Annotated in this window: 24 protein-coding genes; 12 read left to right on the top strand and 12 right to left on the bottom strand. The window is 48.0% G+C overall.

Features of this window, described 5'->3' with window-relative positions:
- The first annotated feature begins 3 nt into the window (after window positions 1–3).
- The 3 genes from sufB to GUA98_RS29340 all read left to right on the top strand — a co-directional run bounded on the left by sufB (window position 4) and on the right by GUA98_RS29340 (window position 2,592).
- Window positions 4–1,401, top strand: coding sequence for a Fe-S cluster assembly protein SufB (gene sufB, locus GUA98_RS03930; RefSeq protein WP_095288223.1), 1,398 nt, complete (start codon window positions 4–6; stop codon window positions 1,399–1,401).
- 200 nt (window positions 1,402–1,601) lie between these two features.
- Window positions 1,602–2,324, top strand: coding sequence for a M23 family metallopeptidase (locus GUA98_RS03925; RefSeq protein WP_193722106.1), 723 nt, complete (start codon window positions 1,602–1,604; stop codon window positions 2,322–2,324).
- A 136-nt stretch (window positions 2,325–2,460) separates the two neighbouring features.
- Complete coding sequence (locus GUA98_RS29340) at window positions 2,461–2,592, top strand: YjcZ family sporulation protein (RefSeq protein WP_218029803.1); 132 nt, start codon at window positions 2,461–2,463, stop codon at window positions 2,590–2,592.
- A 136-nt stretch (window positions 2,593–2,728) separates the two neighbouring features.
- On the opposite strand, the gene GUA98_RS03920 is transcribed toward GUA98_RS29340, so the two are convergent.
- Both GUA98_RS03920 and GUA98_RS03915 read right to left on the bottom strand, forming a co-directional pair.
- Entirely contained in the window at window positions 2,729–3,778 is a 1,050-nt protein-coding gene (locus GUA98_RS03920) for an HD-GYP domain-containing protein (protein WP_095359034.1), read from the bottom strand.
- Window positions 3,779–3,898: 120 nt separating this feature from the next.
- A complete protein-coding gene (locus tag GUA98_RS03915) occupies window positions 3,899–4,648 on the bottom strand; it encodes a molybdenum cofactor biosynthesis protein (protein ID WP_193722105.1) in 750 nt (249 codons plus the stop codon).
- A gap of 120 nt (window positions 4,649–4,768) precedes the next feature.
- Here GUA98_RS03915 and GUA98_RS03910 point away from each other — a divergent pair, with 120 nt between their 5' ends.
- From GUA98_RS03910 to GUA98_RS03880, 7 genes are all read left to right on the top strand, one after another.
- Window positions 4,769–6,202, top strand: a complete 1,434-nt coding sequence (locus tag GUA98_RS03910) for a bifunctional metallophosphatase/5'-nucleotidase (protein ID WP_193722104.1) — start codon at window positions 4,769–4,771, stop codon at window positions 6,200–6,202.
- Window positions 6,203–6,271: 69 nt separating this feature from the next.
- Window positions 6,272–7,390, top strand: coding sequence for an HD-GYP domain-containing protein (locus GUA98_RS03905; protein WP_321573831.1), 1,119 nt, complete (start codon window positions 6,272–6,274; stop codon window positions 7,388–7,390).
- A 222-nt stretch (window positions 7,391–7,612) separates the two neighbouring features.
- Window positions 7,613–8,749: a radical SAM/CxCxxxxC motif protein YfkAB gene (gene yfkAB / locus GUA98_RS03900; protein ID WP_095359031.1), complete on the top strand. Its 1,137-nt coding sequence runs from the start codon at window positions 7,613–7,615 to the stop codon at window positions 8,747–8,749.
- Window positions 8,750–8,807: 58 nt separating this feature from the next.
- Window positions 8,808–10,181: a hemolysin family protein gene (locus tag GUA98_RS03895; protein ID WP_193722103.1), complete on the top strand. Its 1,374-nt coding sequence runs from the start codon at window positions 8,808–8,810 to the stop codon at window positions 10,179–10,181.
- A 229-nt stretch (window positions 10,182–10,410) separates the two neighbouring features.
- Window positions 10,411–10,650 (top strand): spore coat associated protein CotJA, encoded by a 240-nt coding sequence (locus GUA98_RS03890; protein ID WP_095359029.1) that lies wholly within the window; start codon window positions 10,411–10,413, stop codon window positions 10,648–10,650.
- On the top strand, window positions 10,640–10,915 hold the full coding sequence (locus tag GUA98_RS03885) for a spore coat protein CotJB (protein WP_153977757.1): 276 nt from the start codon (window positions 10,640–10,642) through the stop codon (window positions 10,913–10,915). The genes GUA98_RS03890 and GUA98_RS03885 overlap by 11 nt, the downstream gene beginning before the upstream one ends.
- Window positions 10,916–11,054: 139 nt before the next feature.
- Window positions 11,055–11,624, top strand: a complete 570-nt coding sequence (locus GUA98_RS03880; protein WP_153977758.1) for a manganese catalase family protein — start codon at window positions 11,055–11,057, stop codon at window positions 11,622–11,624.
- An 80-nt stretch (window positions 11,625–11,704) separates the two neighbouring features.
- Here the strand turns inward: GUA98_RS03880 and GUA98_RS03875 are convergent, their stop codons facing one another.
- From GUA98_RS03875 to GUA98_RS03860, 4 genes are all read right to left on the bottom strand, one after another.
- Entirely contained in the window at window positions 11,705–12,697 is a 993-nt protein-coding gene (locus GUA98_RS03875; RefSeq protein ID WP_153977759.1) for a 3-oxoacyl-[acyl-carrier-protein] synthase III C-terminal domain-containing protein, read from the bottom strand.
- A gap of 54 nt (window positions 12,698–12,751) precedes the next feature.
- On the bottom strand, window positions 12,752–13,102 hold the full coding sequence (locus tag GUA98_RS03870) for a hypothetical protein (protein WP_153977760.1): 351 nt from the start codon (window positions 13,100–13,102) through the stop codon (window positions 12,752–12,754).
- A gap of 184 nt (window positions 13,103–13,286) precedes the next feature.
- The gene (locus GUA98_RS03865) at window positions 13,287–13,655 is read right to left on the bottom strand and encodes a carboxymuconolactone decarboxylase family protein (protein ID WP_153977761.1); all 369 of its coding nucleotides are present in this window, start codon (window positions 13,653–13,655) and stop codon (window positions 13,287–13,289) included.
- Between the two features lie 16 nt (window positions 13,656–13,671).
- A complete protein-coding gene (locus tag GUA98_RS03860) occupies window positions 13,672–15,300 on the bottom strand; it encodes a thiamine pyrophosphate-binding protein (RefSeq protein WP_153977762.1) in 1,629 nt (542 codons plus the stop codon).
- Window positions 15,301–15,715: 415 nt separating this feature from the next.
- Here GUA98_RS03860 and GUA98_RS03855 point away from each other — a divergent pair, with 415 nt between their 5' ends.
- The gene (locus GUA98_RS03855; protein ID WP_153977763.1) at window positions 15,716–16,705 is read left to right on the top strand and encodes a Gfo/Idh/MocA family protein; all 990 of its coding nucleotides are present in this window, start codon (window positions 15,716–15,718) and stop codon (window positions 16,703–16,705) included.
- A 142-nt stretch (window positions 16,706–16,847) separates the two neighbouring features.
- Here GUA98_RS03855 and GUA98_RS03850 read toward each other — a convergent pair whose 3' ends face one another.
- Window positions 16,848–18,566 carry a methyl-accepting chemotaxis protein gene (locus tag GUA98_RS03850; protein ID WP_193722102.1) on the bottom strand — a complete coding sequence of 573 codons (1,719 nt, stop codon included), beginning with the start codon at window positions 18,564–18,566 and terminating at the stop codon, window positions 16,848–16,850.
- A gap of 294 nt (window positions 18,567–18,860) precedes the next feature.
- Between GUA98_RS03850 and GUA98_RS03845 the strand changes: the two genes are divergently transcribed.
- Entirely contained in the window at window positions 18,861–19,547 is a 687-nt protein-coding gene (locus GUA98_RS03845) for an HAD hydrolase-like protein (RefSeq protein WP_095359022.1), read from the top strand.
- A 158-nt stretch (window positions 19,548–19,705) separates the two neighbouring features.
- Here the strand turns inward: GUA98_RS03845 and GUA98_RS03840 are convergent, their stop codons facing one another.
- From GUA98_RS03840 to GUA98_RS03820, 5 genes are read right to left on the bottom strand one after another with little or no spacing between them, the layout of a single operon-like run.
- Window positions 19,706–20,890 (bottom strand): YheC/YheD family protein, encoded by a 1,185-nt coding sequence (locus GUA98_RS03840; protein WP_153977765.1) that lies wholly within the window; start codon window positions 20,888–20,890, stop codon window positions 19,706–19,708.
- Window positions 20,891–20,925: 35 nt separating this feature from the next.
- The gene (locus GUA98_RS03835; RefSeq protein WP_153980631.1) at window positions 20,926–22,032 is read right to left on the bottom strand and encodes a YheC/YheD family protein; all 1,107 of its coding nucleotides are present in this window, start codon (window positions 22,030–22,032) and stop codon (window positions 20,926–20,928) included.
- Complete coding sequence (locus tag GUA98_RS03830) at window positions 22,032–23,405, bottom strand: YheC/YheD family protein (RefSeq protein WP_153977766.1); 1,374 nt, start codon at window positions 23,403–23,405, stop codon at window positions 22,032–22,034. The genes GUA98_RS03835 and GUA98_RS03830 overlap by 1 nt, the downstream gene beginning before the upstream one ends.
- A 60-nt stretch (window positions 23,406–23,465) precedes the next feature.
- Window positions 23,466–24,656, bottom strand: coding sequence for a YheC/YheD family protein (locus tag GUA98_RS03825; RefSeq protein ID WP_193722101.1), 1,191 nt, complete (start codon window positions 24,654–24,656; stop codon window positions 23,466–23,468).
- Window positions 24,657–24,686: 30 nt separating this feature from the next.
- Complete coding sequence (locus GUA98_RS03820) at window positions 24,687–26,054, bottom strand: YheC/YheD family protein (RefSeq protein ID WP_193722100.1); 1,368 nt, start codon at window positions 26,052–26,054, stop codon at window positions 24,687–24,689.
- Window positions 26,055–26,160 lie beyond the last annotated feature (106 nt).

Raw genomic sequence — 26,160 nt, 5'->3', positions numbered from 1 at the left:
AAGATGGCTAAAAAAGCACCTGAAATGGAAGAGTATAAATATGGTTTTCGCGATGAGCACAAATCCATCTTTCAAACCGGTAAAGGTCTGACTGCAGAAGTCGTTACCGAAATTTCCCGGATTAAAAACGAACCAGAGTGGATGCTCGAGTTCCGCTTGAAAGCTCTGAAACAGTTCGAGAAAATGCCAATGCCAAAATGGGGCGGAGATCTCGATGAGCTGGATTTCAACGATATCCAGTACTATGTTCGTCCTTCTGAAAAGCAAGGTAAAACATGGGAAGAGGTTCCTTCCGAAATCAAGGAAACCTTTGATAAACTGGGTATTCCTGAAGCCGAGCAAAAGTTCCTTGCAGGTGTATCCGCTCAGTACGAATCTGAGGTTGTATACCACAACATGCAAAAAGAACTGGAAGACCAAGGCGTAATCTTCATGGATACCGATACGGCTCTTAGAGAGCACCCGGAAATCCTTCGTGAATACTTCGCTACGGTAATTCCGCCAGCGGACAACAAATTCGCAGCACTGAACAGTGCCGTATGGTCCGGAGGAAGCTTCATTTATGTGCCTAAGGGCGTTAAGTGTGAAGTGCCTCTGCAAGCCTATTTCCGGATTAACTCCGAGAATATGGGACAATTCGAGCGTACGCTTATCATTGCGGACGAAGACAGCTTCGTTCACTATGTTGAAGGCTGTACAGCTCCAATTTACAGCACGAACTCACTCCACAGTGCCGTGGTTGAGATCATCTGTAAGAAAAATGCCCGTGTTCGTTACACTACGATTCAAAACTGGGCACCCAACATCTACAACCTGGTAACCAAACGTGCAGTTGCTGAAGAGAACGCAACAATGGAATGGGTTGATGGTAACATCGGATCCAAACTGACAATGAAATATCCAGCCGTTGTACTGAAAGGCCGTGGAGCAAAAGGTTCCGTACTTTCCATCGCTGTAGCTGGTAAAAATCAGCATCAGGATGCAGGTGCGAAAATGATCCACTTGGCTCCAGACACGACTTCAACGATTGTATCCAAATCCATCAGTAAGCATGGTGGTAAAGTAACCTACCGTGGTCTGGCTTCCTTTGGTCGTCAAGCAGAAGGTGCCAAGTCCAATATCAAATGTGATACGCTCATTCTGGATAATGAGTCCACATCGGATACCATTCCTTATAATGAAATCATGAATGATAACATTATGCTGGAGCATGAAGCTACGGTATCGAAAGTATCTGAGGACCAACTCTTCTATCTGATGAGCCGTGGTCTGACCGAAGCTGAAGCAACACAAATGATCATCATGGGCTTCATTGAGCCGTTCACGAAAGAATTGCCAATGGAATATGCGGTAGAAATGAACAGATTGATCAAATTCGAAATGGAAGGCAGCATTGGTTAATTGCTGCATGCACAAGGACCGGAGGTTTCCTCCGGTCCTTGTTTTTTTGTGCACGAAAATAATCCGATTGATATGAAAAAAGAGACTTGTATGGCAGAAAACCGGATGGTTGAATCGCTGTTTTTCGCATAAAATAGGTTCAACAGCACAAGCGATTTCATAGATTGCTGCATCTATTGATAGAAAAGGATGGTGAATCTATGAGCTTCAATCCTTTTGTAGGATATCGCATTACAAGTTCGTTTGGTTATCGCCTTCATCCAATTCATGGTGGACAAACGTTCCATCGGGGAATTGACCTCGTCACAGAACCCTGGAATGGCCCTGTATACGCCTTTATGGAAGGAACCGTACGATTTGCCGCAGAAGGAGCTACGGGCTCCGGATTCGGCGGTTATGGGCTTACAGTTGCTGTACAGGATCATCGTGGGTATCTGCATTGTTACGCCCATCTGTCGCGAATTGCGGTTAGCTTAGGTCAGCGGGTGAAGCGTGGTCAACTCTTGGGCAACCAAGGGAGTACAGGTCAGAGTACAGGACCCCATGTCCATTATGAAATTCGTAAAACGAGCACGCCTTCTTACGGGTATACAGCCAGTGTAGATGGAGTGGTTGAGCCGGAAGCATATTTGCAATCGGAATTCGGTTTCACATCTGAAGAGCAGGAGGCTCTGCCGATGACAAGTGAAGAGAAGAAAGCTTTTGAAGCGATGGAAAAGACACTGGAAGCTCAGGCGTCCTGGATCGCGCAGCAGAAGAATCTATCCAACATGCCCTGTCCGCCTTGGGCAGCTGAAGCTTATCATTACTATCGTCCTTATATCCAGACGGACACAGGCAGTTATGACTTCTGGAGACTGCTGGTTATTATGTATCGTAAGGAAAAAGGAATTCAGGTCTCGCTCGATTCGGGAAAACAATAAGGGCCAGCGTGCTGTAAACGAAGATTCGTACCTGAAGCAGGCAAAAAACCATTTATCGAATATTGCCATTTCGCCCGGTTCGCTTCCTCTGCAAGATCATATGTTAGGGTATACCTGATGAAGAGGAGGCAATCACATGAGCGAGGTAGGATATGGCTGTGGTGGCAATGTTGGCGGCATCGGTGGATACAACCCATTCACATCGGTAGGCGCAATCTTGGTATTGTTCATTCTGTTGGTTATCATCACTAAAGCATTCTGCGTGTAATACGCGTATCAAACCTGAATAAAGCAAAAGGGAAGCCGAAAATTCGGTTTCCCTTTTTACTTTCATAAAATAAGTTCCTGTATTGTAATTCTTCGTAATTATTCATTTTTCTACGTGCTGCTGCGAAACCATGGAGCTATTGAATATAAATTTCGACGATGGCGATATCTCTTTCTTTCGCTAAATCAATAAAGGCTGTGGATGTCTGAACAAGCGGACGGAAATAGTCTGCAGGGTTATTCATGACGATAATGCCCGTTTCCCCCGAGGTGAGCAGTACCCTTTTTCCTATAAAATTGGGCAGCATGTGTTTGATGAGCTCCTGGGTAGCTTCTCCGTTGAGTTGGCCAAAGCTCAGGCTGTACAGCTCGCACAGCACGGAGATTAACTCCTGCTTGGTCTGATATACCCGGTTGGTCGTCATCGCGCTGTAAACGTCAGCTACGGCCGTAATACGGGCATATGGATGAATGTCATTCCCTTTCAGTCCATGAGGGTAGCCGCTTCCGTCTTCCCGCTCATGATGCTGAAGGGCGACCGTAGCCAAAATCTCATCCTGCGTGGACTCTTTAACAATCTCATATCCGTATAACGTATGTTTCTTCATTTCTTCGAATTCTTCCGGGGTTAGTTTTCCCGGTTTATGTAGCATTTCAGGAGAAATCTTGGATTTTCCAATATCGTGCAGATAACCTGCTTTGGCTACGGTCAGGCATTCTTCAGGATTGTAGCCCATCCAGCCAGCAATATAAAACGCGAGCATTCCCACTTGCAATGAATGGTTGTAGGTATAATCATTATCGCCGTCAAGCATAAGTAGTAGGGAAACGACATCCTTCTGTTTCTCCAGTTGAGTTGTCAGGTTAATCAAAATTTCATCGACCTGAGCTTCGTCAATAAACCCTTTCTCCATCGCTTGCTGAAACAGAGATTCGGTACCTTTGATCGTATCGTCAAACAAGGTAGTTAACAGACGGGTCTGATCGGAAGGCATGGTTTGCGTATCAGAGTGTAGGTTGGATGTTGTATGTTCTACATCTGCGTAATCGATTCCATGTTGCAGCAATTTGGTAATATCGTCTTCGCTGAGTAAGGAACCTTTCATCAGCATGTGGAGACCTGAACTGTTGTATACATCATTTTTTAACAGATCACCAGGTTTAAGATCAGTAACATGCACTCTCACGTATAAACCACCTTTTCCTCGACTTATATCGACATATATGCTTATAATAACAAGAAAAAAATGGGTTGACAACGACTTATTTACTAATTTAATTAGCCTTGCAAGAGGTGGAATGACTATTTATAAATTGTCCAAGGGGTTCCAGGGTCCCAGTTGATGTCCCTTCCACTCGGAACCATCGTCCCATATTTCCTTTTTCCAGATCGGGACCGTTTGTTTGAGTCTTTCAATAGCGTAGCGACTGGCGTCATAACAATCACTGCGGTGAGGCGAGGAGACGGCAATAATAACACTAATCTCTGCAACGTCAACCTGACCGATTCGGTGGCTGATTGCACATCTGACACCTGGCCAGCGCTCGGAGATTTCACTTCCGATGTTAGCCATCTGAGAAAGCGCCATCGGTACATAAGCTTCATATTCCAGATGGACCGTTCGCTGTTCCCCTGTCATTTCACGCGTAGTACCTACAAAAGTCAGTGCTGCCCCGTGGTTTGCGGTAATGACCAGAGCTGTTGTTTCTTCCACGGACAGGGGGGACTTCGTAATCATAAACATACCGTCCGGAGTACGATGTTCGGAGAGTGAAGACCTATGCTCATCCTCGGACCCTCCAGTACCGTCACCTCCTGAAACGGGGGGAATTAAGGCAAGTTCATCTTCGGGCTTAATCATCGTATCGGCAGGAGCGTACTCCTGGTTCACCGCCAGAAAGGAACTTCGAATCTGTGAAGCAGCCTCTGGATAGGCGAGTGCCAGGCTTTCTTTGAGAAGAGCTGCGGTCAAAGGACTTTCCGTATATTCATATTCAAGCAGGGACGTGCCCAGACGTTCAGCAATACCTGCAAACAGCTGTATGGTTAATATCATGCTTATGCGTCACCTCTTTTTTATCTCTAAACCCTTTCAATATATCATAACGACGCGGAAAATGTTATGCTTATCTATTAGAGGAATGTACGTTAGGCAAGGACGAGAGGAGGCGGTGTGATGAGCACCAAGGAAAAACAAACGTTAATCATTCTGCACACCAATGACATCCATAGTCATTTTGGTTCCATGAGCTCTATCGCCGCCATGATTGAACAAGAGAGAGAACGTAGCGAAAACGTTCTAGTTCTGGATATCGGAGATCATATGGATCGTATGGCCGTAGAGACAGAGGGCACACTTGGGGGAGCCAACGTCGATGTGATGAATTTGACGGGGTATGATGCCGTAACGATTGGCAATAACGAGGGACTGACATTTACACCGGAACAGCTTGCACAATCCTATTCGGGACTACTGTGTCCTGTCGTGTGCGGAAATGTTGTGGAAGAGGCCAGTGGTCAGCCTCCAGTATGGATGAACTCATCCCTTATTGTGGACAAAGGTCCATTTCGGATAGGTTTGCTCGGAGCTACTGCACCGTTTACTGCTTTTTACGATTTGCTGGGATGGAAGCTGCTTGACCCTGTGGAAACACTGCGTGAGCAAGTTGAGGCGCTGCGCCCTAATGTGGATATTGTCATCATACTCTCCCATCTGGGTCTATCAACGGACCGGAAACTCGCGGAGCAGATTGAGGGCATTGACGTTATTCTTGGCGGACACACACACCATGTGATCGAGGAACCTCTGGTCATTGGCAATGCAGTACTGGGAGCAGCCGGAAAATTCGGTCAGTGGCTCGGTAAAGTTGTACTTGAGCGGGATAGCGATGCAAGCAAGCCCAGACTGGTTAGTAGTGGCTGTTTTCCATTGAAGGATCAGATGCTGGATGAGAAGGTTGCACTGGCTATCGCCGCACATCGCGCGGAGGCAGAGCGTGCTCTTGGACAGACAGCTGTAATGATTGACCGAACTCTTCCGATAAAATATGAGAAGGAATCACCATTCGCATCGCTGCTCGCGCAGGCAGTAAGGCACTTCACGGGAGCTGAGCTGTCACTGGTTAACGCTGGTCAACTCCTGGGTGAACTTCCGCAAGGGGACATCAGCAAGGGAATGCTGCATTCCCTATGTCCTTCTCCGATCAATGCTTGTACAATAAGGCTGAAAGGCAGAGAGATTCGTGAAGCCCTGGAACAGTCTTTGCTTCAGGAATATGCGGATAAGCCCATCATCGGATTTGGATTTCGCGGGAAGATACTTGGTACGCTGTGTGTGGATGGTATGGAGATGGAGTATGATCCTGCGGGTCCCCCATATCAAAAGATCAATGCATTATATGTCGATGGTAAGCCTATGGGTGATGAACAGGAATATGTGGTCGGGACATTAGACATGTTCACATTCAATGTGGGATACCCTTCGTTAGCCCGGGGAACCGAGATCGCATATCGACTTCCTGAATTTATACGGGATCTGCTGGAGATCGAATTAAAAAGACCAGGGGCGTTGGATGATAGCCTGCGATCCCGCTGGCATGAAAGAAATTGACGAGTACTTGCCTTCTGCTGAAGCGGCGGCTAGTGGAAATTACATCTACGGAGCGGGAGAGGATAGGCTGTGCGTTTGGTACATATAAACCTATTGCAGCCTGGCATGAAGCTGGGGAAACGGATTTATAGCGAAGAGGGTTTGGTTCTGCTTAGTGAAGATGTGGAACTGACCGAGCGGTTGATTGGACGTCTAAAAGACCTCGGCGTAGGTTACGTATATATTAAGGAAGCAGCGACAGAGGATATCATCGTTCCCGATATGCTTCAGGAGGAAACCAGACGCAGGGCACTGGTAGAAATCAAGCAGCAGTTTCAGAGTATGTCAGGTATGAAGACCAAAAGCCGGATACCGCATTTTGGCAAAGCGCTGAGTGGTCTGATGAATACCATTCTGGAGGACATCGGTGGTCAAAAGGAAGCAATGATCATGCTGATGGATATGAACTCCAGTGATCTTGCTCTGTACAACCACTCCTTGAACGTATGTGTGTACACACTGGTTTTGGGCGTCGCCTCAGGGTATTCCAGACAGCAGCTGATGGAAATTGGACTGGGTGCCCTGCTGCATGATATAGGAAAGACACAGATTGATCCAGTTGTTTTGCATAAACCAGCGAAATTGACGGATGAGGAATTTAAAATCATTCAGCAGCATACTACATATGGACATCGGATTTTAAAAGATGAACCAGGCATACCGCTGCTGGCAGCGCATTGCGCCCTGCAGCACCATGAGCGAATCGACGGTAGTGGCTATCCGTTTGGCCTCAAGGGTCCTCAAATTCATGAGTATGCCAAGTGGATTGCACTGGCTGACTCGTATGACGCGATGACGAGTAATCGCGTATACCGGAAGTCATTGCTCCCTCACCAGGCAGTGGAAGTATTATATACGGGATCTGGCTCGTTGTATGAACAGCGTATGCTGGAGAAATTCCGTGACTGTGTGGCAATTTATCCCGTAGGTCTATCTGTGACGCTGAGCACGGGGGAAGTCGGCGTCGTTGCATCCATCGATTCACGTATCCCGCAGCGGCCCCGGATTCGGGTGTTAAAGGATGCGGATGGACAGACGTTAAAGGCTCCTTACGAAATAGATCTGTCCACAGCCCTATCGGTTATGATTACTGGTGTAGAAGGCGATGAGGGCGTGCCTCCAACTCCTTCCTGTGATGAATTTTCTTGATCACTGTTAAGTTATTGCCAGCAGGGAGACTGCGCTCATAGCAATATCCGGGCCGGGTTGGCCCTGGAGTTGTATGGGCGTTTTTGTCATGTAATGGACAGAGCACTTCATGCCGAAGCGTTCAAAATTGTGCTATGATAAAAGATAGCTCCAAAAAGATCATGCCAAAGTATGATGTAAATAAAACTTTTTAGGTTAATAAAAGGAATAAGGTGAAGAACAATGACCATGCTAAACTCAGGATCGGTTGAACCGATGCCTTTATCGCCGACTAATGATCCATGGGATCCGATCGGCTCTTTGCGTACATATGGACGCCACGTGTTAACCAGTGTTGAAATGACCGTGACTCATCTGTGCAATATGAGATGTGAGCACTGTGCTGTAGGGGATATGCTCACGATGCGTGAAGCTCCCGCACTGCCACTGCCTCTAATGCTGAAGCGGCTGGACGAAGTGGAGCATCTGCAGACCATCAGTTTGACAGGTGGTGAGCCGAGCTTCAGTCAAAAGACAGTGGATGAAATGATCATCCCGCTGCTGAAATATGCCAAGGAGCGCGGCATAAGATCACAGATCAACTCCAACCTGACGCTGGATCTCAGTCGTTACGAGAAACTGCTGCCATACCTTGATGTGATGCACATCTCATTCAACTACCTGAATGCTGATGATTTCCATCAAGTCGGTTTTGCCAACAGCGGCAGACCTGTCAAGCGTGAAGTAGCGGTGAAAATGTATGAGAAAATGATAGAGAATTCGCGCAAACTGAGTGAAGCAGGCATGTTTATCTCGGCTGAATCCATGATTAATTTCCGTACTCATGATAAGTTGGAGGGAATCCATCAACTGATTCGGGAGATGGGCTGTGTACGTCATGAAGTACATCCGATGTATAACTCAAATTTTGCTTCCACATTACCTGTCTTGTCTCTGGACCATATGCGAGCAGCTATTCATCGCTTGCTGGATGTGCGCGACAAAGATATGTGGATGTTGTTCGGAACACTTCCATTCTTTGCTTGCAGTGCGGCCGATCAGGATCGGGAATTGATCAATCGCCTGTACAGTGAGCCTAATGTGACCGTACGCAATGATCCGGATGGCCGTAATCGCGTTAACGTCAACATGTTTACAGGCAATGTGTACGTTACGGATTTTGCTGACATCCCTGCCTTTGGCAACATTCGGGATCGGAAGCTGGATGATGTGTTCCATGAATGGTCAGCGGAGCATCCGCTTAATCAGACCGTTAACTGTCACTGTGATGCTGCGTCCTGCTGCGGCCCTAACCTGCTGGTGGCGGACATGTATTATAAAGGTGTGGATTTCAAATCCAGAAAAGCAATTACGCGCTGATTAGGCGCTGATATTCCAGGTATATTCCTGAAATAGATAGAAAAAGGGGAGTGTCGACTTGGATATTCATACCGAATTTCATCTCGGGCAGCTGGTGTTCAATTTGGTTTGCGTTTTTCTGCTCGTATTCTTGAATGGTGTATTTGTTGCAGCGGAATTTTCTCTGGTTAAAGTCAGACAGACCCGGTTGACTCAATTGCAGAGCGAGGGAAATCGGCTGGCCGGGTATGCTTTAAAGGTGAATGGAAAACTGGACGCTTACTTGTCGGCAACCCAGTTCGGCATTACCCTGACATCCCTGGGGCTTGGCTGGCTCGGTGAACCCGCCATTTCCGAATTACTGGTAGAGCCGCTGATGTTCAAACTGGGCGTGGCGGATACAGGGCTGATCTCTACCGTTTCTGTTATCGTCGGTTTCTGTATTATTACGTTTCTGCATATTGTACTTGGGGAACTTGCACCGAAGTCGCTTGCTATTCAAAAAACTGATGGCGTGGCTCTGCTATTGTCCGCACCACTTCTGCTGTTCTACAAAATCTTTTTTCCATTCATCTGGATTCTCAATGCATCGGCCAATGCACTGCTGCGACTGGCAGGGATAGAGCCTGCGAGTGAAGGAGAAGCCCATTCTGAAGATGAACTCCGAATCTTGATGAAGCAGAGTGCGAAGAGTGGCGTCATTGACAAAGATGAAATCAAACTGATGGATAACATCTTTGATTTCTCCGATATGCTTGCTCGTGAAGTCATGCTACCACGTACAGATATGGATTGTCTGTATACCCATCTGCCCCTGGAAGAGAACCTGAAGATTATTAATGCAACGAAGCATTCCCGTTATCCTGTTGCCGTTGAGGATAAAGACGAAATTATCGGATTTATCCATATTACGGATCTGCTATTGGCAGCCCCGGAACAGCAGCAGGACCTGGCTTCACTTGTGCGGCCTATCTTGAACGTTCCGGAATCCATGGAAATCAGCCATGTCCTTCAACTGATGCAGAAAAAGCATTCCCAGATGACCCTTGTTGTTGACGAATACGGCGGCACCGCCGGATTATTGACGGCGGAGGAAATTCTGGAGGAGATCGTAGGGGATCTATACGATGAGTTCGAGGATGAGCGACCTCATATGGAACGCAGCGGTGATTCCTTCTCCATAGATGGACGATCCCTCATTGAAGAGGTTCATGAATGGACCGGGGCCATCATTGATGACGAAGAAGTAGATACCATTGGCGGTTGGTTGTTCAAAGAGCTTGAAGGCAGCCCAGCCAAAGGTAAAACACGGGAGCAGAACGGCTATGTTTTTGAAGTGGAGGAATCCACCCGATTACGAATTACCCGAGTCAAGGTGTATAGGAGCCCAGTCTCTGAACAAGAGGCTGCTGCTTTGAATGAGGCTCAGGACGATCCCGAATCGGACAAGTAGTGAAATGCACTACCATATTGAAATGAATGTGACCTTTGGAACACTTCCCGCGGGGAGGAACCAAGGGTCTTTTTTTTGTTTAAAAGAAGGCGTGAGAAATTCCGTGAGTTGTTTCAGCTGAATTGGGATGAACTTAACAATGATGACATATGGATAATAGACGGGAAAAGCAAGGGTTGTAGTCGCCTATCGACGAGTGACCGAATTCAGTGAAGGGAGGAGTTTGAAAATGATTGATCCACAGCTTCGCGCATATGCACCTTTTGTGGGGCCTTTTGATCCATGTAAACCGATTGAAATTAAAACCTACCTTGTTCCTCCGCAGTTATTTATTCCTTTCCAGCCGATGGGCTGGCCCCAATACAGTCCGGCAGAAGCGCTGAGACTCGGAACATTGTGGCCTGCGCTATACAGTCCTTATACATCCAAAAAAACAAAAGGGAGGGAGGTAGGAGCAGATGGAGCCTGAAGCAGCAAAAGCGTGTGACGCCAGATATTATGAGTTGCTGGAGGAACTGCAAGCCTTGGATTTTGTGTTGGTGGAGCTGAATCTGTATCTGGATACTCACCCGGGTGACTATCAAAGTATTGAACAGTATAACAAGTTTAGCCAGGAGCGGATGAGGGTAGCCCATGAATTTCAGCAGCTGTATGGACCGCTCATGAACTTTGGGCATGCGTTCTCCAAATATCCTTGGCAGTGGTTAGAGGCCCCCTGGCCGTGGCAGGTGTAATGAACGTTTGAGTTGATTGCGAAAGTATGCCGTACCCGGGTTTTCCGGAAACCAGAATCGGGATCCCGGGAAGTGAACGTATGAACGATCCGAATCGGATGACATTCATTTGGTATTTTTGAAGGGGGAATCGTGCAAGATGTGGGTATACGAGAAAAAGCTGCAATATCCTGTTAGGGTAAGTAAATGTGATCCTCATATGGCCAAATTGCTGATGGAACAGTATGGTGGAGCAGACGGGGAACTGGCTGCAGCCCTTCGGTATATGAATCAGCGTTATACCATTCCGGACAAAATTATCGGTCTGTTGAATGACATCGCTACAGAGGAATTTTCCCATCTGGAGATGATCGCAACCATGATCTACAAACTTACCAAGGATGCAACCATTGAACAGCTGGAGAAGGCAGGCCTGGATGCTCACTATGTGAATCACGACAAGGCACTCTTTTACAGCAATGCAGCGGGCGTACCTTTCACTGCAACCTACATCCAAGCAAAGGGTGACCCTATTGCAGATCTGTATGAAGATATCGCTGCGGAGGAGAAGGCTAGGGCTACATATCAATGGTTAATTGATCTGACGGATGATGTGGATCTCCAGGATAGCCTGAAGTTCCTGCGGGAACGGGAGATTGTGCATTCGCTTCGTTTCCGTGAGGCGGTCGAGATCCTGAAGGATGATCGGGAAACCAAGAAGATCTTCTAATCATGCAACCTACCTTGTAAAAGAAGGATGTCCCTTGAAGTGAAAAAGGACATCCTTCTTTTCGTATAAGTGAAACCAGCTTAGTATTCGACCACCATGGCAACATTTTGCCACCCGGCTCCGACCGTCCAGAACAACACTTTATCACCACGTTCGACCTGACCGGAGGTTATGGCCCGATGCAGAGCAATGAAGGGACTGCTGGTTGAGGTATAGCCGAATTCGTCTCCAATGTAGACGGCAACATCATTTGCGATCCCAATGTTCTCTGATACCGCTCGAATATTACCGATGGATAACTGGGAGAAGCAGGCTGCTTTGATCTGATCTGCTGCAATCTCGTTGCGTCTTAACAATGTGAGAATAGATTCAGAAGCAGCATCAACGCAGATCGAATCATCGAACGGTGTGAATTTGACATGAAAAGCTCCTGCATCCACCCCGGTCTGACCCAATTTCGCCAGGCCTTCTGCAGGAAAGAGGGAATTACCGTACACACAGGTATCCGTTTGGTATATGGAATCAATGAAGCCGGTGGCCTGTTCGTCGCGTTCGATGATGACAGCCGCTGCCGCATCGCCAAAATTGGCATAGTAGACAGGATCATCTGGACTCGCGTGCGGGGCTACATAATCTGAACCGATAATCAGTGCTCTTCGAATTCGGGGATTGCCCAGCATCTGCCGGCTCACCTGTTCAAAGGCTGCCGTCATTCCGGCACAGTTGGCGTTGCTGTCGATACAGATGGTATGGGATGCACCATTAATTAAACGATGAATCATCAAGGAATTCGTAGGGAAGATGTATTCCGGCGTTTGACTTGCATAGGCAATCAGGTCGATATCCGCCCCGGTCAGTCCGGTCTTTTCCAAAAGGTTACTGGCTGCCTCATAAGCCATGCTTAGTGAGTTCTCGTCATCGTTGTTAATTTTGTAACGCTTATCACGCCCAAGCGCTTTTAACAATCCCCGAATATCTACCCCTCTCGCATCAAAATGTTCAATGTAAAAGTCATTGTCCACCTGGTGTGCTGGATGATAAATATCCATATCCACAATACGAATTCCGGCCATCTTCATTCTCCTCTTGAGCGGATGGGTGGATCCACAACTTGTCCGCCTGATTTATTAGGTGGTAACGGTAGATACAATTTCGAGGTTGTCCAGTCCGACAGCACGTCCAAGCCTGGACAACTGCATTTTCAAAATGGCATTATTTTCGAGTGTGAGTACAACCTTTTTGAAGCCGTCCTTTTTGAATAGAGCCAGGCAGCCTTCCAGCAGAGGTACAATTTCCGGAGCGGTGACATTCAGCTTTTTGCAGTCGATACGCAGTTCATATTCCGTTGGGTCAATGGGAGCAATCGTATCCTGATAAGCCGAGATGGAACGCAATCCATCTTCTTGAGAGAAAGATCCCTCCAGTTCAATGTTAAGCACCTTGTTTGGAACGTCAGTCTTGAGTATAAAGCTTCCCATAATTGTCTCTCTCCTTATAAATGAGTTAGGCTATCCTGCTACCAGGGACAAGGTGTTATCGCCACCGTTACTGGCTTCTACGATGTAAGCTGAGATCGAGGATAATTTACCCATATTATAAAGGCGTAGATGTAATGAGATCAAGAATAAAGTCGAATCGTGTATAAAAATGTAGAATAGTTAATTATTGGATTTCATCTAGCGTTGAAAGTAGGACGTTAAATGCACTAATAATACGCGGCGCCCCTACACAAGGTGCCAAATGCAGCAGAATTCCTTTGAGCTCCTCCACAGTTACTCCAACACGAAGTGCCATAACATAATGAACACCCAGTTGTTCAAACTGCCCTTGTGTAATCAGTGAGGATATAACGGCAACTTCTTTCCATTGATCCGAAATGCTGGTACGTTGGAAAATGTCACCGTAAGCTGTACCCATAATGAATTCTGCCAGCTCGGGAAAATGTTCCTTGATGGGGGCCAAGGCTTTGGCTCCGTACTCCCCAGAAAGATTCGCGAAACGCTCCAGCCCTTGAACAATCTGCTCACTCATTTTTGCTCCTCCTAGTTCACAAATTCACGGTACGATGGGCTGTAGGCGGAATCTCATCGCGATCCGTCAACAGCTCGATTACTGCGACTTGTTTCAGTTCTTGTGCTGCCTTGATTGCAGCGGTGAACTCGCCATGTGTTTCTGCCCGAAATGCGGCTGCTCCGAGAGCTTCAGCAAACTTCGACGCATCCATAGGCACTTCGAACAAGGTCCCGTCGATTCGACCTGTTGTTTTTTGCATGCCTTTGAGCGCCATATCCAGCTGTTTATTATTCACTACGATGAAGATGACCGGCAGATTGTGGCATACAGCGGCATTGATCTCGGCTCCGAGCATCATGAAGCATCCGTCGCCTGTAATACAGACGATCGTCTCGTCTGGTGCTGCTGCCTTGGCTCCGATCGCCATACCAATGGCATTCCCCATACAGGCGAAGTATGCGTCAAATACAAAACTGCCAGGTTTTTTCACTTTATAACGCTGAACAGCATGAAAGCCGTGACTTCCGTCATCAACAAATAAGGTATGATCATACGGCAGCATATCGCTCAATTCATCCAAAATGGATGCAAGGGAGAGGTTAGGTAGCGTTGGCAGGGGGACCGTATAGTCTACTGCCGTGGACTCTCTCTTAGGAGCTTCATATTCGGTCAGGGTACCAAGCAGAAACTGCAGATTGTCTTTTAGATCGCCAGTAATATGTAAGGTTTGTGAGTGGAGTATTTTGCCGACAAAGGCAGGATCCGAATCGAACTGAATGAGATGTGCAGGATGATTGTCCGGTTTGAGATTGCAGATCGTCATATCACTCAGCCGCGACCCAAGTACGATATAGAGGTCACTCTGGTTGAGCAATTCATCGGCATGGGGGAAGCCCCCGACACCACAAGGTCCATGATATAACGGATGGTTCCAGGCGATAGCACCTTTCCCACCCGGCGTCGTGATGACAGGAATTTGGAATTGTTCTGCTAACTGCAATAGCTCATCATGAGCTCTGGCTCGATTGACGCCTTTGCCTGCGATAATTAATGGGTGACTGGACTTGTGAAGAAGGGGAAGAATTCGATTAAGGTTAGAGATGCTAATTAGAGGCTCGGGTTCAGGCATGACAATTCGGCATTCAGCAAGCAGCTCGGTCTGAACGTCAAAGGGTAGACAAAGATGAACCGGACCTTTGTTCGGGCCAAGTGCAATGGAGAGGGCATGATTGAGCAATGTACCGAAGTGGTCGCCACGCTCCACCAATTTGCTGAATAACGTAGCGGGTTTGAACATCTCTGCGAGATCGGCCAGATAGGAGGAAGAGTCCTGGCACTGTGGAATGCCTAATTCCTGAATGGATTGATGCCCGGTAATAAATAACACCGGAAGGTTATTGGCTTTGGCATGAGCTGCAGCGGTTAAAAGATTGGTTCCACCCGGACCTGAAGTGGCGAATGCAACACCCAGCCTTCCGGTTTGGAGAGCATAACCAGCTGCTGCGAATCCTGAACTGGATTCGTGGCGACCTGGAATGAACTCAAGGCCGTGGTCCACCATCTTCAGAACAGCAGGGCATATCGATTTTCCAATAATACCAAAGACATGAGTAACACCAAGCTTCTGCAGCGTTTCTGCCAAATAGTCCGCAACGGTTTTCATGCGGGACACCTCGCTTCATAAAATAGGTTTTAAGACCCATAGGGTATAATCCAATTTTTTTCGAATGCAAGTGGTTGTCTAAGGTTGTAAAAGGAAATATATCCTTGTTAATACGAAGGTTATCTTTTAATGTGGTTTTTTGTCAACTTATTTTTATAAGCAAAAGTACCTGATTCTTAAGTTGGTAACGCTTAACTGCTTAAAGGATAAAGGAAAATGTAATGGTTATATATTCCTGCAACCAATGTCCTAATGAGAGTGATTTACATTATATGTAAAATGAAGAAGTCAGATATAGACGTAACCTTTAATTGATCATAAGCATGAAGCTAGATGCTTTTCTTTGCATGTTAACGCAAGTAAACGGACCCCATTTAACTTCTGTTATAATGGAAATCAGATTGGAGGAGACATAATGACACGATTGAAAATGGCTGTGATCGGGTTAGGAAAGATGGGTTTACATATGATTCAACAGGCGAAGCAAGCCGAACTGAATGGAAGTATTGAGCTTGCAGCCGTATGTGAGGCACACGATGAATCGCTTAGGAACTTTGCTGAATCCCATGCGGAAATTAGCGCATACAGCGACTACATGCAGCTGCTGGATGAACATGAAATTGACCTATTGTACATTGCTGTACCGCCTAAATTTCATTATCCTGTCGTCATGGAGGCCTTAAAGCGGAAGATCCATGTGTTTTGCGAGAAACCGCTGGCGAACAGTACAGAAGAGGCGAGAGAAATGCTTGAGGCCGCAGAGCAGGCGGGGGTAGTCCATGCCATTCATTTCTCCATGCCTCACGAACCTTCTGTATTGAAGCTGCAGGAACTGGTGGAGCAGCGCAGCATAGGTGCGATTCGCAAAATAGAGCTGATTTTGCAATTCCCTCAGTGGCCGCGTGCATGGCAGCAGAATTCATGGATTTCAAGCCGTGAGCAGGGGGGCTTTATCCTTGAGGTGGGCATCCACTGGATCCATATGATACAGCATGTGTTTGGCCCAATTACAGAGGTAAGCAGCGAGGTCCAGTACCCCGATAATGCCGAAGAATGTGAACATGAGGTACAGGCGGTAATGAAGCTGGAGGATGGAATCCGTATTCAGCTTAATGGAATTGCTCATTTTGCAGGTAAGGAACGAGTATCCATGGTCGTTTACGGAACTGAAGGCACGATCGCTCTGGAAAACTGGGAAGAACTGATGATGGGGCCAGTTGGCCAGCCGCTTGCACCTGTAGAGGTAGATGAATCGATGGGAGAGCTGCCAGTTCTCAAGCATGTAATCGCTCGTATTCAGGGACAGCCGGCAAAAATCTATGATTTTAACGACGGATACCGTGCCCAATTGGTGTTGGAAGCTCTGCGTAATCCGGAGGGGAACACGATCCAGATCAGCCGCTAGTTGGTTGTGTTGCTGCCTTAGTCAAATGCTGAAAGCAACAGTAAGTGTAACTAATTTATAATTTGCAGAATTAAAATATAAAAAAAGAAGCAGCTTCCTTAAGGAAGCTGCTCTTTTTGTTTTAGCTGCTGTATTTACACGGTTAAGCCAGCTTGAATCGTTTTACCAGTTCGTCGAGTGCATCGGACATTTGATTCAGCTGTTTGGAAGTGTCACTCATTTCCTGCAGGGAGGCAAGCTGTTCTTCGGTCATGGCGGATACTTCCTCCGTAGCAGATGCAGTATCTTCCACAACGATCGATACTTCGTTAATGGAATTCATGACAGCCTCACTGCCCGAAGTGATCTCTTCAACCACCGCGGATACATCCATCATTTGACCGCTGAGTTCATGTATATGTTGTGTGATATTGGCGAAGGCATGGCCTGCGTCCTCGATGGTTCGCAGTCCCTCGTTAACATGAGCCGTGCTCTCGTCCACAACATCCACTGTGCTATGAACACCTGCGACCACGGTTTCCAATATGCTTGTTATTTCCTTGGCTGATGTGGCGCTTTGGTCTGCAAGATTGCGAATCTCAGCTGCGACAACCGCGAAGCCTCGTCCGTTTTCTCCTGCACGTGCTGCCTCAATTCCGGCATTTAATGCGAGCAGATTGGTTTGTCTCGCGATCCCTGACATGGCATCCGCAATGTTGATAACTTGATCGGACATCTTGGAAATATCATTAATGGCTTCCTGCACAGAGAGGAAGGATTGCTCAATAACTCCCATTTTGCCAACTGCATTGTCAATACGCTGCTGCCCATCGGTGGCGATGGATTCGGTGCGTACCGCCCGTTCAGCCACGTCTGCAGCAGATGCGGCCACCCGGCTGAGCCCGGTCTGGGATTGTTGAATTACAGCGACCATCGTTTGTGTAAGAGCAACCTGCTCATCTGCTCCTTCAGCTACTCGTTCCATGGCTGTAGCTACTTCTTTACTGGCCAGGTGGCTGTCCGCCACACCTTTATCCATACGATCCGATGCGGTGCTGAGAACTGTTGCGTTGCGCTGGATGTCCAGCATCATTTGCTGCAAACCAAAAAGCATCGTATTCGCAGACTCGGCGAGTTCTCTTGTCTCATCCCTCATCGGGGTGGCGATGCGCAGGGTCAGGTCACCATTGGAGGAACCGATGTCATTCAGCGCATGGGTAACAGTACGAATGTTTTTGACAATGGCACGGGACAAAATCAATGCCGCAAAGATGGAAATAAGGGCAACAAGGATTAGGGCTCCGTAGAGTTCCCAGTTCAGGATCGTGTTTTTCTGTTTTAATGCCTCTGTACGTGATTCTGTCAGAGCCAGTTCATTGTTCCGGAAAGTAATCAGGGAACTGCGGATCTCGTCCATATCTGCTTTGCCTGGATCTGTTGCAAAAAACTGACGGACGGAATCCAGATCATTAGCCTGACGCAGGGAGACAACCGGCTCTCCGGCCACTTGAATCCAGTCATTCATGGAACGATGTATATCTTGCAATAATGTCAATTGAGCCGGGTTGTCAGAGATAAGGCCCGCTAGCTGCTCCTTGAGCTCGACTAGCTTTTCTTTTCCCTCTATGTATGGATCCAGGTAACTTTCCTGTCCAGTGATCACGTAACCACGCTGTCCGGTCTCCATATCCACCATGTTTTTCTCCAATTCATACGTCAAGGCATGCACTTTCATGTCATGATCAACGAGATAATCCAGCTCTTCCTGAAGCTGACCAATACTGTTCTGAATCAGTAGAATGCTTCCAGCCAGTACCGCCAATACGAGCAGGTAACCCAGCCCGATTTTATAAAAAATTTTGAAAATTCTCTTTTTCTTCATGATTCCTTTTCCTCTCTTTTGGTTATATGTATTTGTCGAAAAAACTTGAAAAAAGCAACTTACAGGACTTATGGATCAGGAGTCTTAAGAACTATTTTTCAGTATTATACGTTATGAAAGTAAGTTTGTATACATAGTTTGTTTATATTTTGTATATGGTTTGTATCGATAAATAAGACATGACCGAATAAACCTTTTACAGTGTTCGGTTTACACTGCCAAACGTTTTTGTTTATCATGGAAAGGGTATGATGCTGATTACATATTTCAATCCGAAAGGAACGAATCCTAGAAATGAGTAAAGAGACTGTATTGCGAAAACCGGAAGCGATGATTTTTGATATGGATGGAACGTTGTTCCAGACAGAAACCTTGCTGTTGCCTGCTTACCAAAAGCTTTTTGATACACTGCGTGCCGAAGGACATTTCGAAGGGGAGACACCTCCCGAGGAACGGATGCTGGGAAGCTTGGGTATGCTGCTCGAGGATATATGGAAAGTGGTCATGCCGGAAGCCTCTGAAGCGGCACACCGTCGTGCAGATGAATTGCTGCTTCAATTGGAAATTGAGGGTCTTGACCAGGGTAGTTCCCAGCTTTACCCGCATGTAAAAGAGACGCTTCAAGCCCTCAAGGAACAAGGTGTTCGTTTGTTTGTTGCGAGTAATGGACTGGAGGACTATGTCAAAGGGGTTGCGTTTGCACACGAGATTATGCCTTTATTCGAAGGTGTATACAGTGCAGGGCAATATAAGACACCTTCCAAGGTAAACCTGGTGCAGATACTGCTTGAAAAACACCGGATTCAGGATGCCTGGATGGTAGGAGACCGCTCGTCCGACGTTGAAGCAGGAAAAATGAATGGGCAGACGGTCATTGGCTGTGCATATGCCGGCTTCGGTCGTGACGAAGAACTTGCTGGATCAGATGTATTAATCTCTGACTTTACCGAGCTTACTCGTCTATACAGAGAAGCTGAATAGCAAGACTACATCTTGAACTGACCATATCAGCGTTCGAAACCGGAAGAAGCCTTTATCTCCGAAGCCCTGTTAAACGGGCGAGGCGGAGATAAAGGCTCTTTGAGATGACATGAATATCGATTTAAGATGCTTGAAGGCCCAGATCCATAGTAAAGTAACTACTTTAATCTTGATTTCCTGGACCTTCGGGCTGCGGTGGACTTACCGGTTACCGGTTTGGTTACTTTCACCTTGTTCGGCGTACTAGCTGTCCGGTTGCGGTACACCCATAGAGCATACTCCAGTGGCTGAGTAATTGCTTTGTAATAGATATTCCGCTCACCAATCCGTGCAAAAACCTCTCGTGCCGGTTTGGGATTCACTTCAAGCAGGAAGATGCGGCCATCCTTGTCAATCGCCAAGTCCAGAGCAAGCTCACACAGATCACCGTACGTATCTTCCAGGAATGAGGCCACTGAAATGCCGAGTTTCTCGGCCGTGGCATTAATCTCATCCCTCAGCTCCTCATCGGTGATCCATTGTTTCATCAATCGGTTCATGGGAACGGCCTGACCGCCGCCATGCAGATTCGATGTTACACTTTTCTCAGCTCCCATACGCCCAGCACAGCCGGTCAGCTCCCATTCTCCCTCGCCATTTTTCTGTACGAGCATGCGATAATCGTGTACACGACCATTGGGAAGCTGGAGCTGAATACCTTCCTGAACCAGATATTTATCTTTCATGTTCCAATGCTGAAGCAGAGAACCGAGCCTTGATAAATGGACTTTACGCGGGGTAATGATACGCCGTTTCTGATCACGTCCCTGGACCAGGACCATATTGGCTTCGCTACTGTTGCGTTCGATCCGCAGGATTCCACGTCCGCCTGTTCCGTTTATGGGCTTCAAATAGATTAGCGAAGAAGCTTTAAGCATTCGATTGACATCAGACATATCCTGGAACAGAACGGTCTCCGGCAAATGTTCACGAAAGGCGGATCTTGCCGAGAGGGTCTGATGTATGGTCCATTTATTGCGAAGCGGCCGGTTTAGGAAAAGCATGTGCCCGTATTTCTCGCGAAAGGCGAGCAGCTGCTGGAATCTGCGATTTCGCTGTATACGGCAGCGGTCGAAGATCATGTCCGGAAATGGACGCCATTCCCTGGACCATCCCTTATCCGAATGGAAGACCATCGCCTCGATCTGTTTGCCACCGGGATGTACATCCGCAGGTGTGAACACGTAAATGTCGAGTCCCCGCTTGCGTCCTTCAAGGATCATTCTGCGGTAGATGCTCCGTTCTTCCAAGGCGCGATGTTCGTTTAAGTACAACGTCATAATGCCTAGAACAGGTGAGGACACAAACAATCACCTTCTTTAGCTGTTATTCCTTTCCATTATCGTTTGGATTGGCGAGCCAGGTATGCGCTATATTGGAAAATACGTTCCAATGACTTTTTACGAATCTGGGGTTCATCAAATTTCATCGGTTTCGCATTGGCTTCGAAGAACCAGATTTCTCCAAGGTCATCGATGCCAAGGTCCATAGACATCTCCCCAAGCGTATGGCCAGAGCCTCGTTCAACCTGACGGGCAATCGTTAATGATGTCGATCTGACCTTTTTCATTAGTGCAGTTGTTGTTTCTTCCCCGAACAGTTCGGTAAGGAGCTTCTCGGGATCTTCAACGCTGCCTCCGCGTGGAACGTGGGTTGTAATGCTTCGCGAACCCGCCAGTCTGGCACCCACCCCTGTTACACTCCACTGTCCTTTGCCATTCTTCTGTACCAGAACGCGCAGATCGAAGGGGCGTTTGCGGGATGAGGCAAGCTCGATTCCTTGCTGCATGATATAAGGTGTATGCCCGGTTTCCCGGCGAATGCGAGACCATAACTTCGCAAGTGATGCTGCCTTATACGTGGTACTCTTACGGGAACTTTGTATTCGGAGCCGGAACGGCAGACGTTCCTTTTCCTGAAACTTCAGCATCATGATGCCTTTTCCCGCTTTTCCGCTCTCCGGCTTCAGATAGAGATAGGGAAAAGCCCGCAGCACCGTACCCAGCGTAGTAGCACTTCGCATCCGGCGTGTATGAGGGATCAGATGCTGGGTGGATTTGGACTTCTTCAGCCATTCGAACAGATCCCATTTATTGAAGAAAAACGGATTATACAGCTCGATCCCCGCTTGCATGCATTCCTCAATTTTCCGCTGAACGGAGGGCTTTCGCTCATCTTCCCGATAGGGAATGCGATTGTACAGCACATGAGGGAGAGGGAAGGACTGTGAAGTCCACTTTCCGCTCCCTTTGTTGTACGTATAGCCCTTAACCGTAGGCCCGTTCACGTTCAAATCTCTTACCGTTACGATATACACCTGATAACCCATGTTTTCGCCTGTCTGTATAATGTCCAGAAAATTTTGATGGTTTCCCCTGAATCCCCGGTGGTCGTCGTGCATGGTCAACACGGCAATGACAGGTTTGAAATCATCATGAAGGCTCATCAAATGCCGTCCCTCTTCCGGAATTTGCTCAAATACAGGCAGTGTTCCAAAATGTGCTCCACCGATGATTTTCCCTCCACCCGGAGTGAAGGGTGACGGAAGATGGAGCGCCCGGGTTTGGCGTTCGCTTCGAACATCCATACATGTTCCTCCTGATCAATGCCCAGATCAAAGCCAATCTCACCAATCAGATGCTGGTGCTGGGTTTCAATCGCCTGGGCCAGTGTAATAGCGACGGATTTGGCCTGCTGCAGCACTTCTCCCGCACGTTCGCCGAAGTTACGGCTAAGCGCCTGTTCAGGGGTCATCAGGGAGCCGCCATTTTTGATGTGGGTAGTCACGCTGCCCCGACCAGCCTTTTTGGCACCGATACCGACGACGACCCATTGATTGCTCCCGTTTTTGTGCATGTGGAAGCGAAAATCAATCGGACACTCATCGATCTCAATGAGCCGGATTCCCTGCTGTACGACATAGCCTCGCAGCTGTTTTCCATGTCTGCCCTGAAGCATGCGCATTAGGCCATTGAAGGAGCCGAAGCGAAGCAGGGCATTGCCGCCTTTTTTGCGATAACGCGCGAAATATCCGCGTTTGGGCGAATAGGTCAAGCGGTAGATTCCGTTACCGAGACTTCCAGCTGTGGGCTTATAATATACAAACTGGTGTCGCTCCAGCATTTCTCTCATTTGTTCGACAGTCGGATTGGTGATTGATTCTGGAATGTACCTACCTGCTTCAGGATCATTCTCGAGCAGCTTGTAGATGTCCGATTTATTGAAAAAGCTCCAGTTGAAAAATGGGATCTTACGACGGACAAACCGTTCCCTCAGTTGATTGATGGCAGGCGAGAAATCGGAACGACGGCTGGGTAACCTGTTGTACACGACGTCTGGCAAAGGGACCGTTTTCCGTACAAAGCTTCCGTTTTCGTTCAGAAAAAAACCGGATACCGTTTCATTCTGCCAGTTAATATCTCTTGGAGTAAACGCATAGATATAGGATTTGCGGCCGCCTTCCCGGAGCAATTGCTTGATGAACCCGGTGCGGGAGCCAAATGGATTCGAGCTCGTTCCAGGTCCATCGGACAATACGCCAATCAGTGGACCGAGCTGGACTTCATCATTTTGCAGGTTGCGCAGATAGATGCTGCCCCGCTTGGGAACGTTCATCAGATTGCGTATGCCCGAGGCGAGATAGAGGTGTTTCCCTGCCTTCTTGATCGGTTTGATGGTTGCAGGCACCCGGTCTCGCCCAAACCGCAGATGTATCGTTTTTTTGCCGGATAGATTCAGACTTTTCATTAGTGCGTTGGATACATAAACCACTTTATCCGGTTGCTGCGTAAAATGCAGATTGCAAAAGGTCAAACTCATGATTTATCCTCCTATCCTGAAAAAAATCCTTCGGCTCCATGGCAAGCGGGCGCTGCGGGCCTAGCCGCCTTGAATCGGGATGGGTTTCAGGCCAGCTGTGCTGGATGTATTCGGCATTTTCATTGGACGAACGACGTCCGTGAGAACATGTTGTTGCAGCAAATAACGAGCATAGGCAAGCGGCTGGGTGTAAGTCAGTGTCTGCATGTGTCGGTCACCTGCCTCTGCGAATGAAGAGCGCCCTGGCTTCGAATTGACCTCCAGCAGCCAGAGACGACCTGTCGAATCTGCTCCAAAATCCAGTCCCAATTCAGCAAGTCTGCCGAATTGACCCTCCAGCAAGGGAGGGATTAGAGCAGCAGCATGGTCGATCCCTTCTAAAATGGTATTGGCACGCATACTCCCGTATCGATCCATGAGATAAGAGTGAGCGGGATAGGCCTTTCCTCCGCCATGCAAATTGGAGGTAAGGGAGCCCTCGGCACCCTCGCGAACCATGCATCCTGTCAGGGTCCAGCGGCCGTGTTTGTTTTTTTGCACCAGGGCACGGATGTCGAATGGATGCCCATGATGACTCAGGTCCAGATATGGCTGCATGATCATCCGGCGACTGGAAATCTTGGATTCAAGCCAGGTTGAGAGCGCATGACGTGTATAAAATCTGCGCTGATAACGTTCATTGTCCTGATCTCTGCCTTCAATGACCCATGTGGGGGTATCATTTTCCTGGGTGAGACGAAATGTTTCCTTGCCATGGGTTCCTGAAACAGGCTTGAAGAAAAGTCCCTTGGGCCACCGTTTCAGCCACTGCTCCCATGCAGCATGAGGTTGAAGGAGTAGGGTGGGGACGAGAAGTCTGCTCAGCTGTTTTTCCCGAGACAGTGCCCGGTGGACCTTCCATTTACCCGGGAGGGAAATAGACCAGTAAGGTCTGATGTGCCCGCTGCCCGATAGAGCAAGTTCATGAAGCTGCTGTCTCCATCGTCTTGGAAGTGGCAGCAGGCACCGATCCATGAGCAGCTGTACCCCGTGAACAGGAGCTGTTTTCCATTGTCCGTTACGGTAAATGTATCCTTTTTCTGGTAAAGGGTTATCTCTATCAGCAGATATGGGCAGCACGATGATATTCAAGTTATAGCGATAACTCTCCAAACTGAGACGACGGCAAAAGAGTTCATCCGAGAACGGTGGTGATCCCTCTGCACCACGGACCAGGATGGCTATGGTTGATGTTTGCGGCGATGATAGCATCGGAATGCACCTCCTGTAATGGATCGCTCTTCAGAATCCGGCCAGATACGTGGAGTATTCCAGCATGGCTTTGACAGAGGGCCGGATTTTACTCTCGCTCAGTGGCGTATTGTCATTCTTGGACGGTTTTGAATTAACCTCGAGCAGCCAGACACGACCAGTGGTATCCATCGCAAGATCAATACCAAGTTCACCGAAATGGGCCGGAATCGCATGCTCAATTCCCTTGGCAATGTCGAGCGCTGCCGTATGAAGATTGGCATAAGCTGAGGCTTTGGCTGATGCGGGAAGCTGGGTTTTGGCCACGGCATCCTTAACGGTACTGAGGCTTCCGCCGCGGGCTAGATTCGATACATAATGGCTGCCTCCGGCAATGCGGGCTACGATGGATGTAACACTCCATTTGCCTGATCTGTTTTTTTGTACGAGGGCACGGAAGTCAACGGGCCTGCCGCTGTTATCAATGAGAGACAGCCCTTGCTGAATCTGGTATCGCGTCGTTTTCATTTTTCCGGACAGACTGGCATAGAGTTTATCCAGAGAAGTATACGTTTGTTTGCGGGTACCTCCAACACTGGTTGCGAGTGTAAGGAAACTTCCGTCAATTTGACGGGAGACCCGGATGATTCCTTTGCCAAGCGAACCTCGCACAGGCTTGAGAAATACAACCGGATACCGGGTGCACATCGTTTTGAGCGTGGCAGAGGACTTCAGCAAATGAGACTCCGGCAGGATCCTTTTGAGCGTTGTAATGGACTTCAAGGCATCAAACACTTCATTTTTGTCCAGGAACTTTTCATTAAAGGTTTGTGTGCCGTAGAGAGATTTTACTTCTTTCATGAAATGCTGTACGCTAGGTTTGTTCTCAAGCTTACGGGATGTCAGCCTGTTATTGACGACGTCTGCAATGGGCAGAACCGTCTTTTTCCAGCCGTCATCATACACCCAGCCCTGAATATGACCCGTTACCGCTCCGATATCCTCTGGTGTGAAAAAGGATACATAGGCGCCCTGCTTACGGCAGGCCTTCACCAGCTCATGACAGAACATCGTGATGGAGCCAAAGGGCCGATCGGGCTGATCGGGATAATCCTGGCTTACCAGCACACTGATGAAGGGTCCAAGGCGCAGCGTACGGCTGGCTGAACGATAGGATACACTCAGGACCGAACGGGGAACCAGGCCGGTCTTGCTGGCTACCGTCTGATTGATGCGAAGGCCGTCGTATCTCGGAACCGGAATAACGGTGACTTCACGGCGGTAAGAGCCGAATTGAAGCTGAAGCGGCCTTCCCGAAGGGATTTTAAGGGCCTTGAGCACCCCTTCGCCCAGCATGATGACGTCGTCCTGCAGGATGCCCGAGCCGGTAACCTGAATCGTTACTTTTTTAGTGGACATCACGGATCTCCTTCCGGGCGGCAACTTGATGTCTGATCTCGAAGTTGAACGGCATCTGAACATGGCATGTGCTTCATCATATGAGGACATATACCCCTTGGTGATT

This window comes from Paenibacillus sp. P13VS (assembly GCF_015143645.1).
GTDB classification, from domain to species: Bacteria; Bacillota; Bacilli; order Paenibacillales; family Paenibacillaceae; genus Paenibacillus; species Paenibacillus xylanilyticus_A.
Note: the sequence above shows the minus strand (reverse complement) of the source record. Positions and strands in the feature narration are given on the sequence as shown.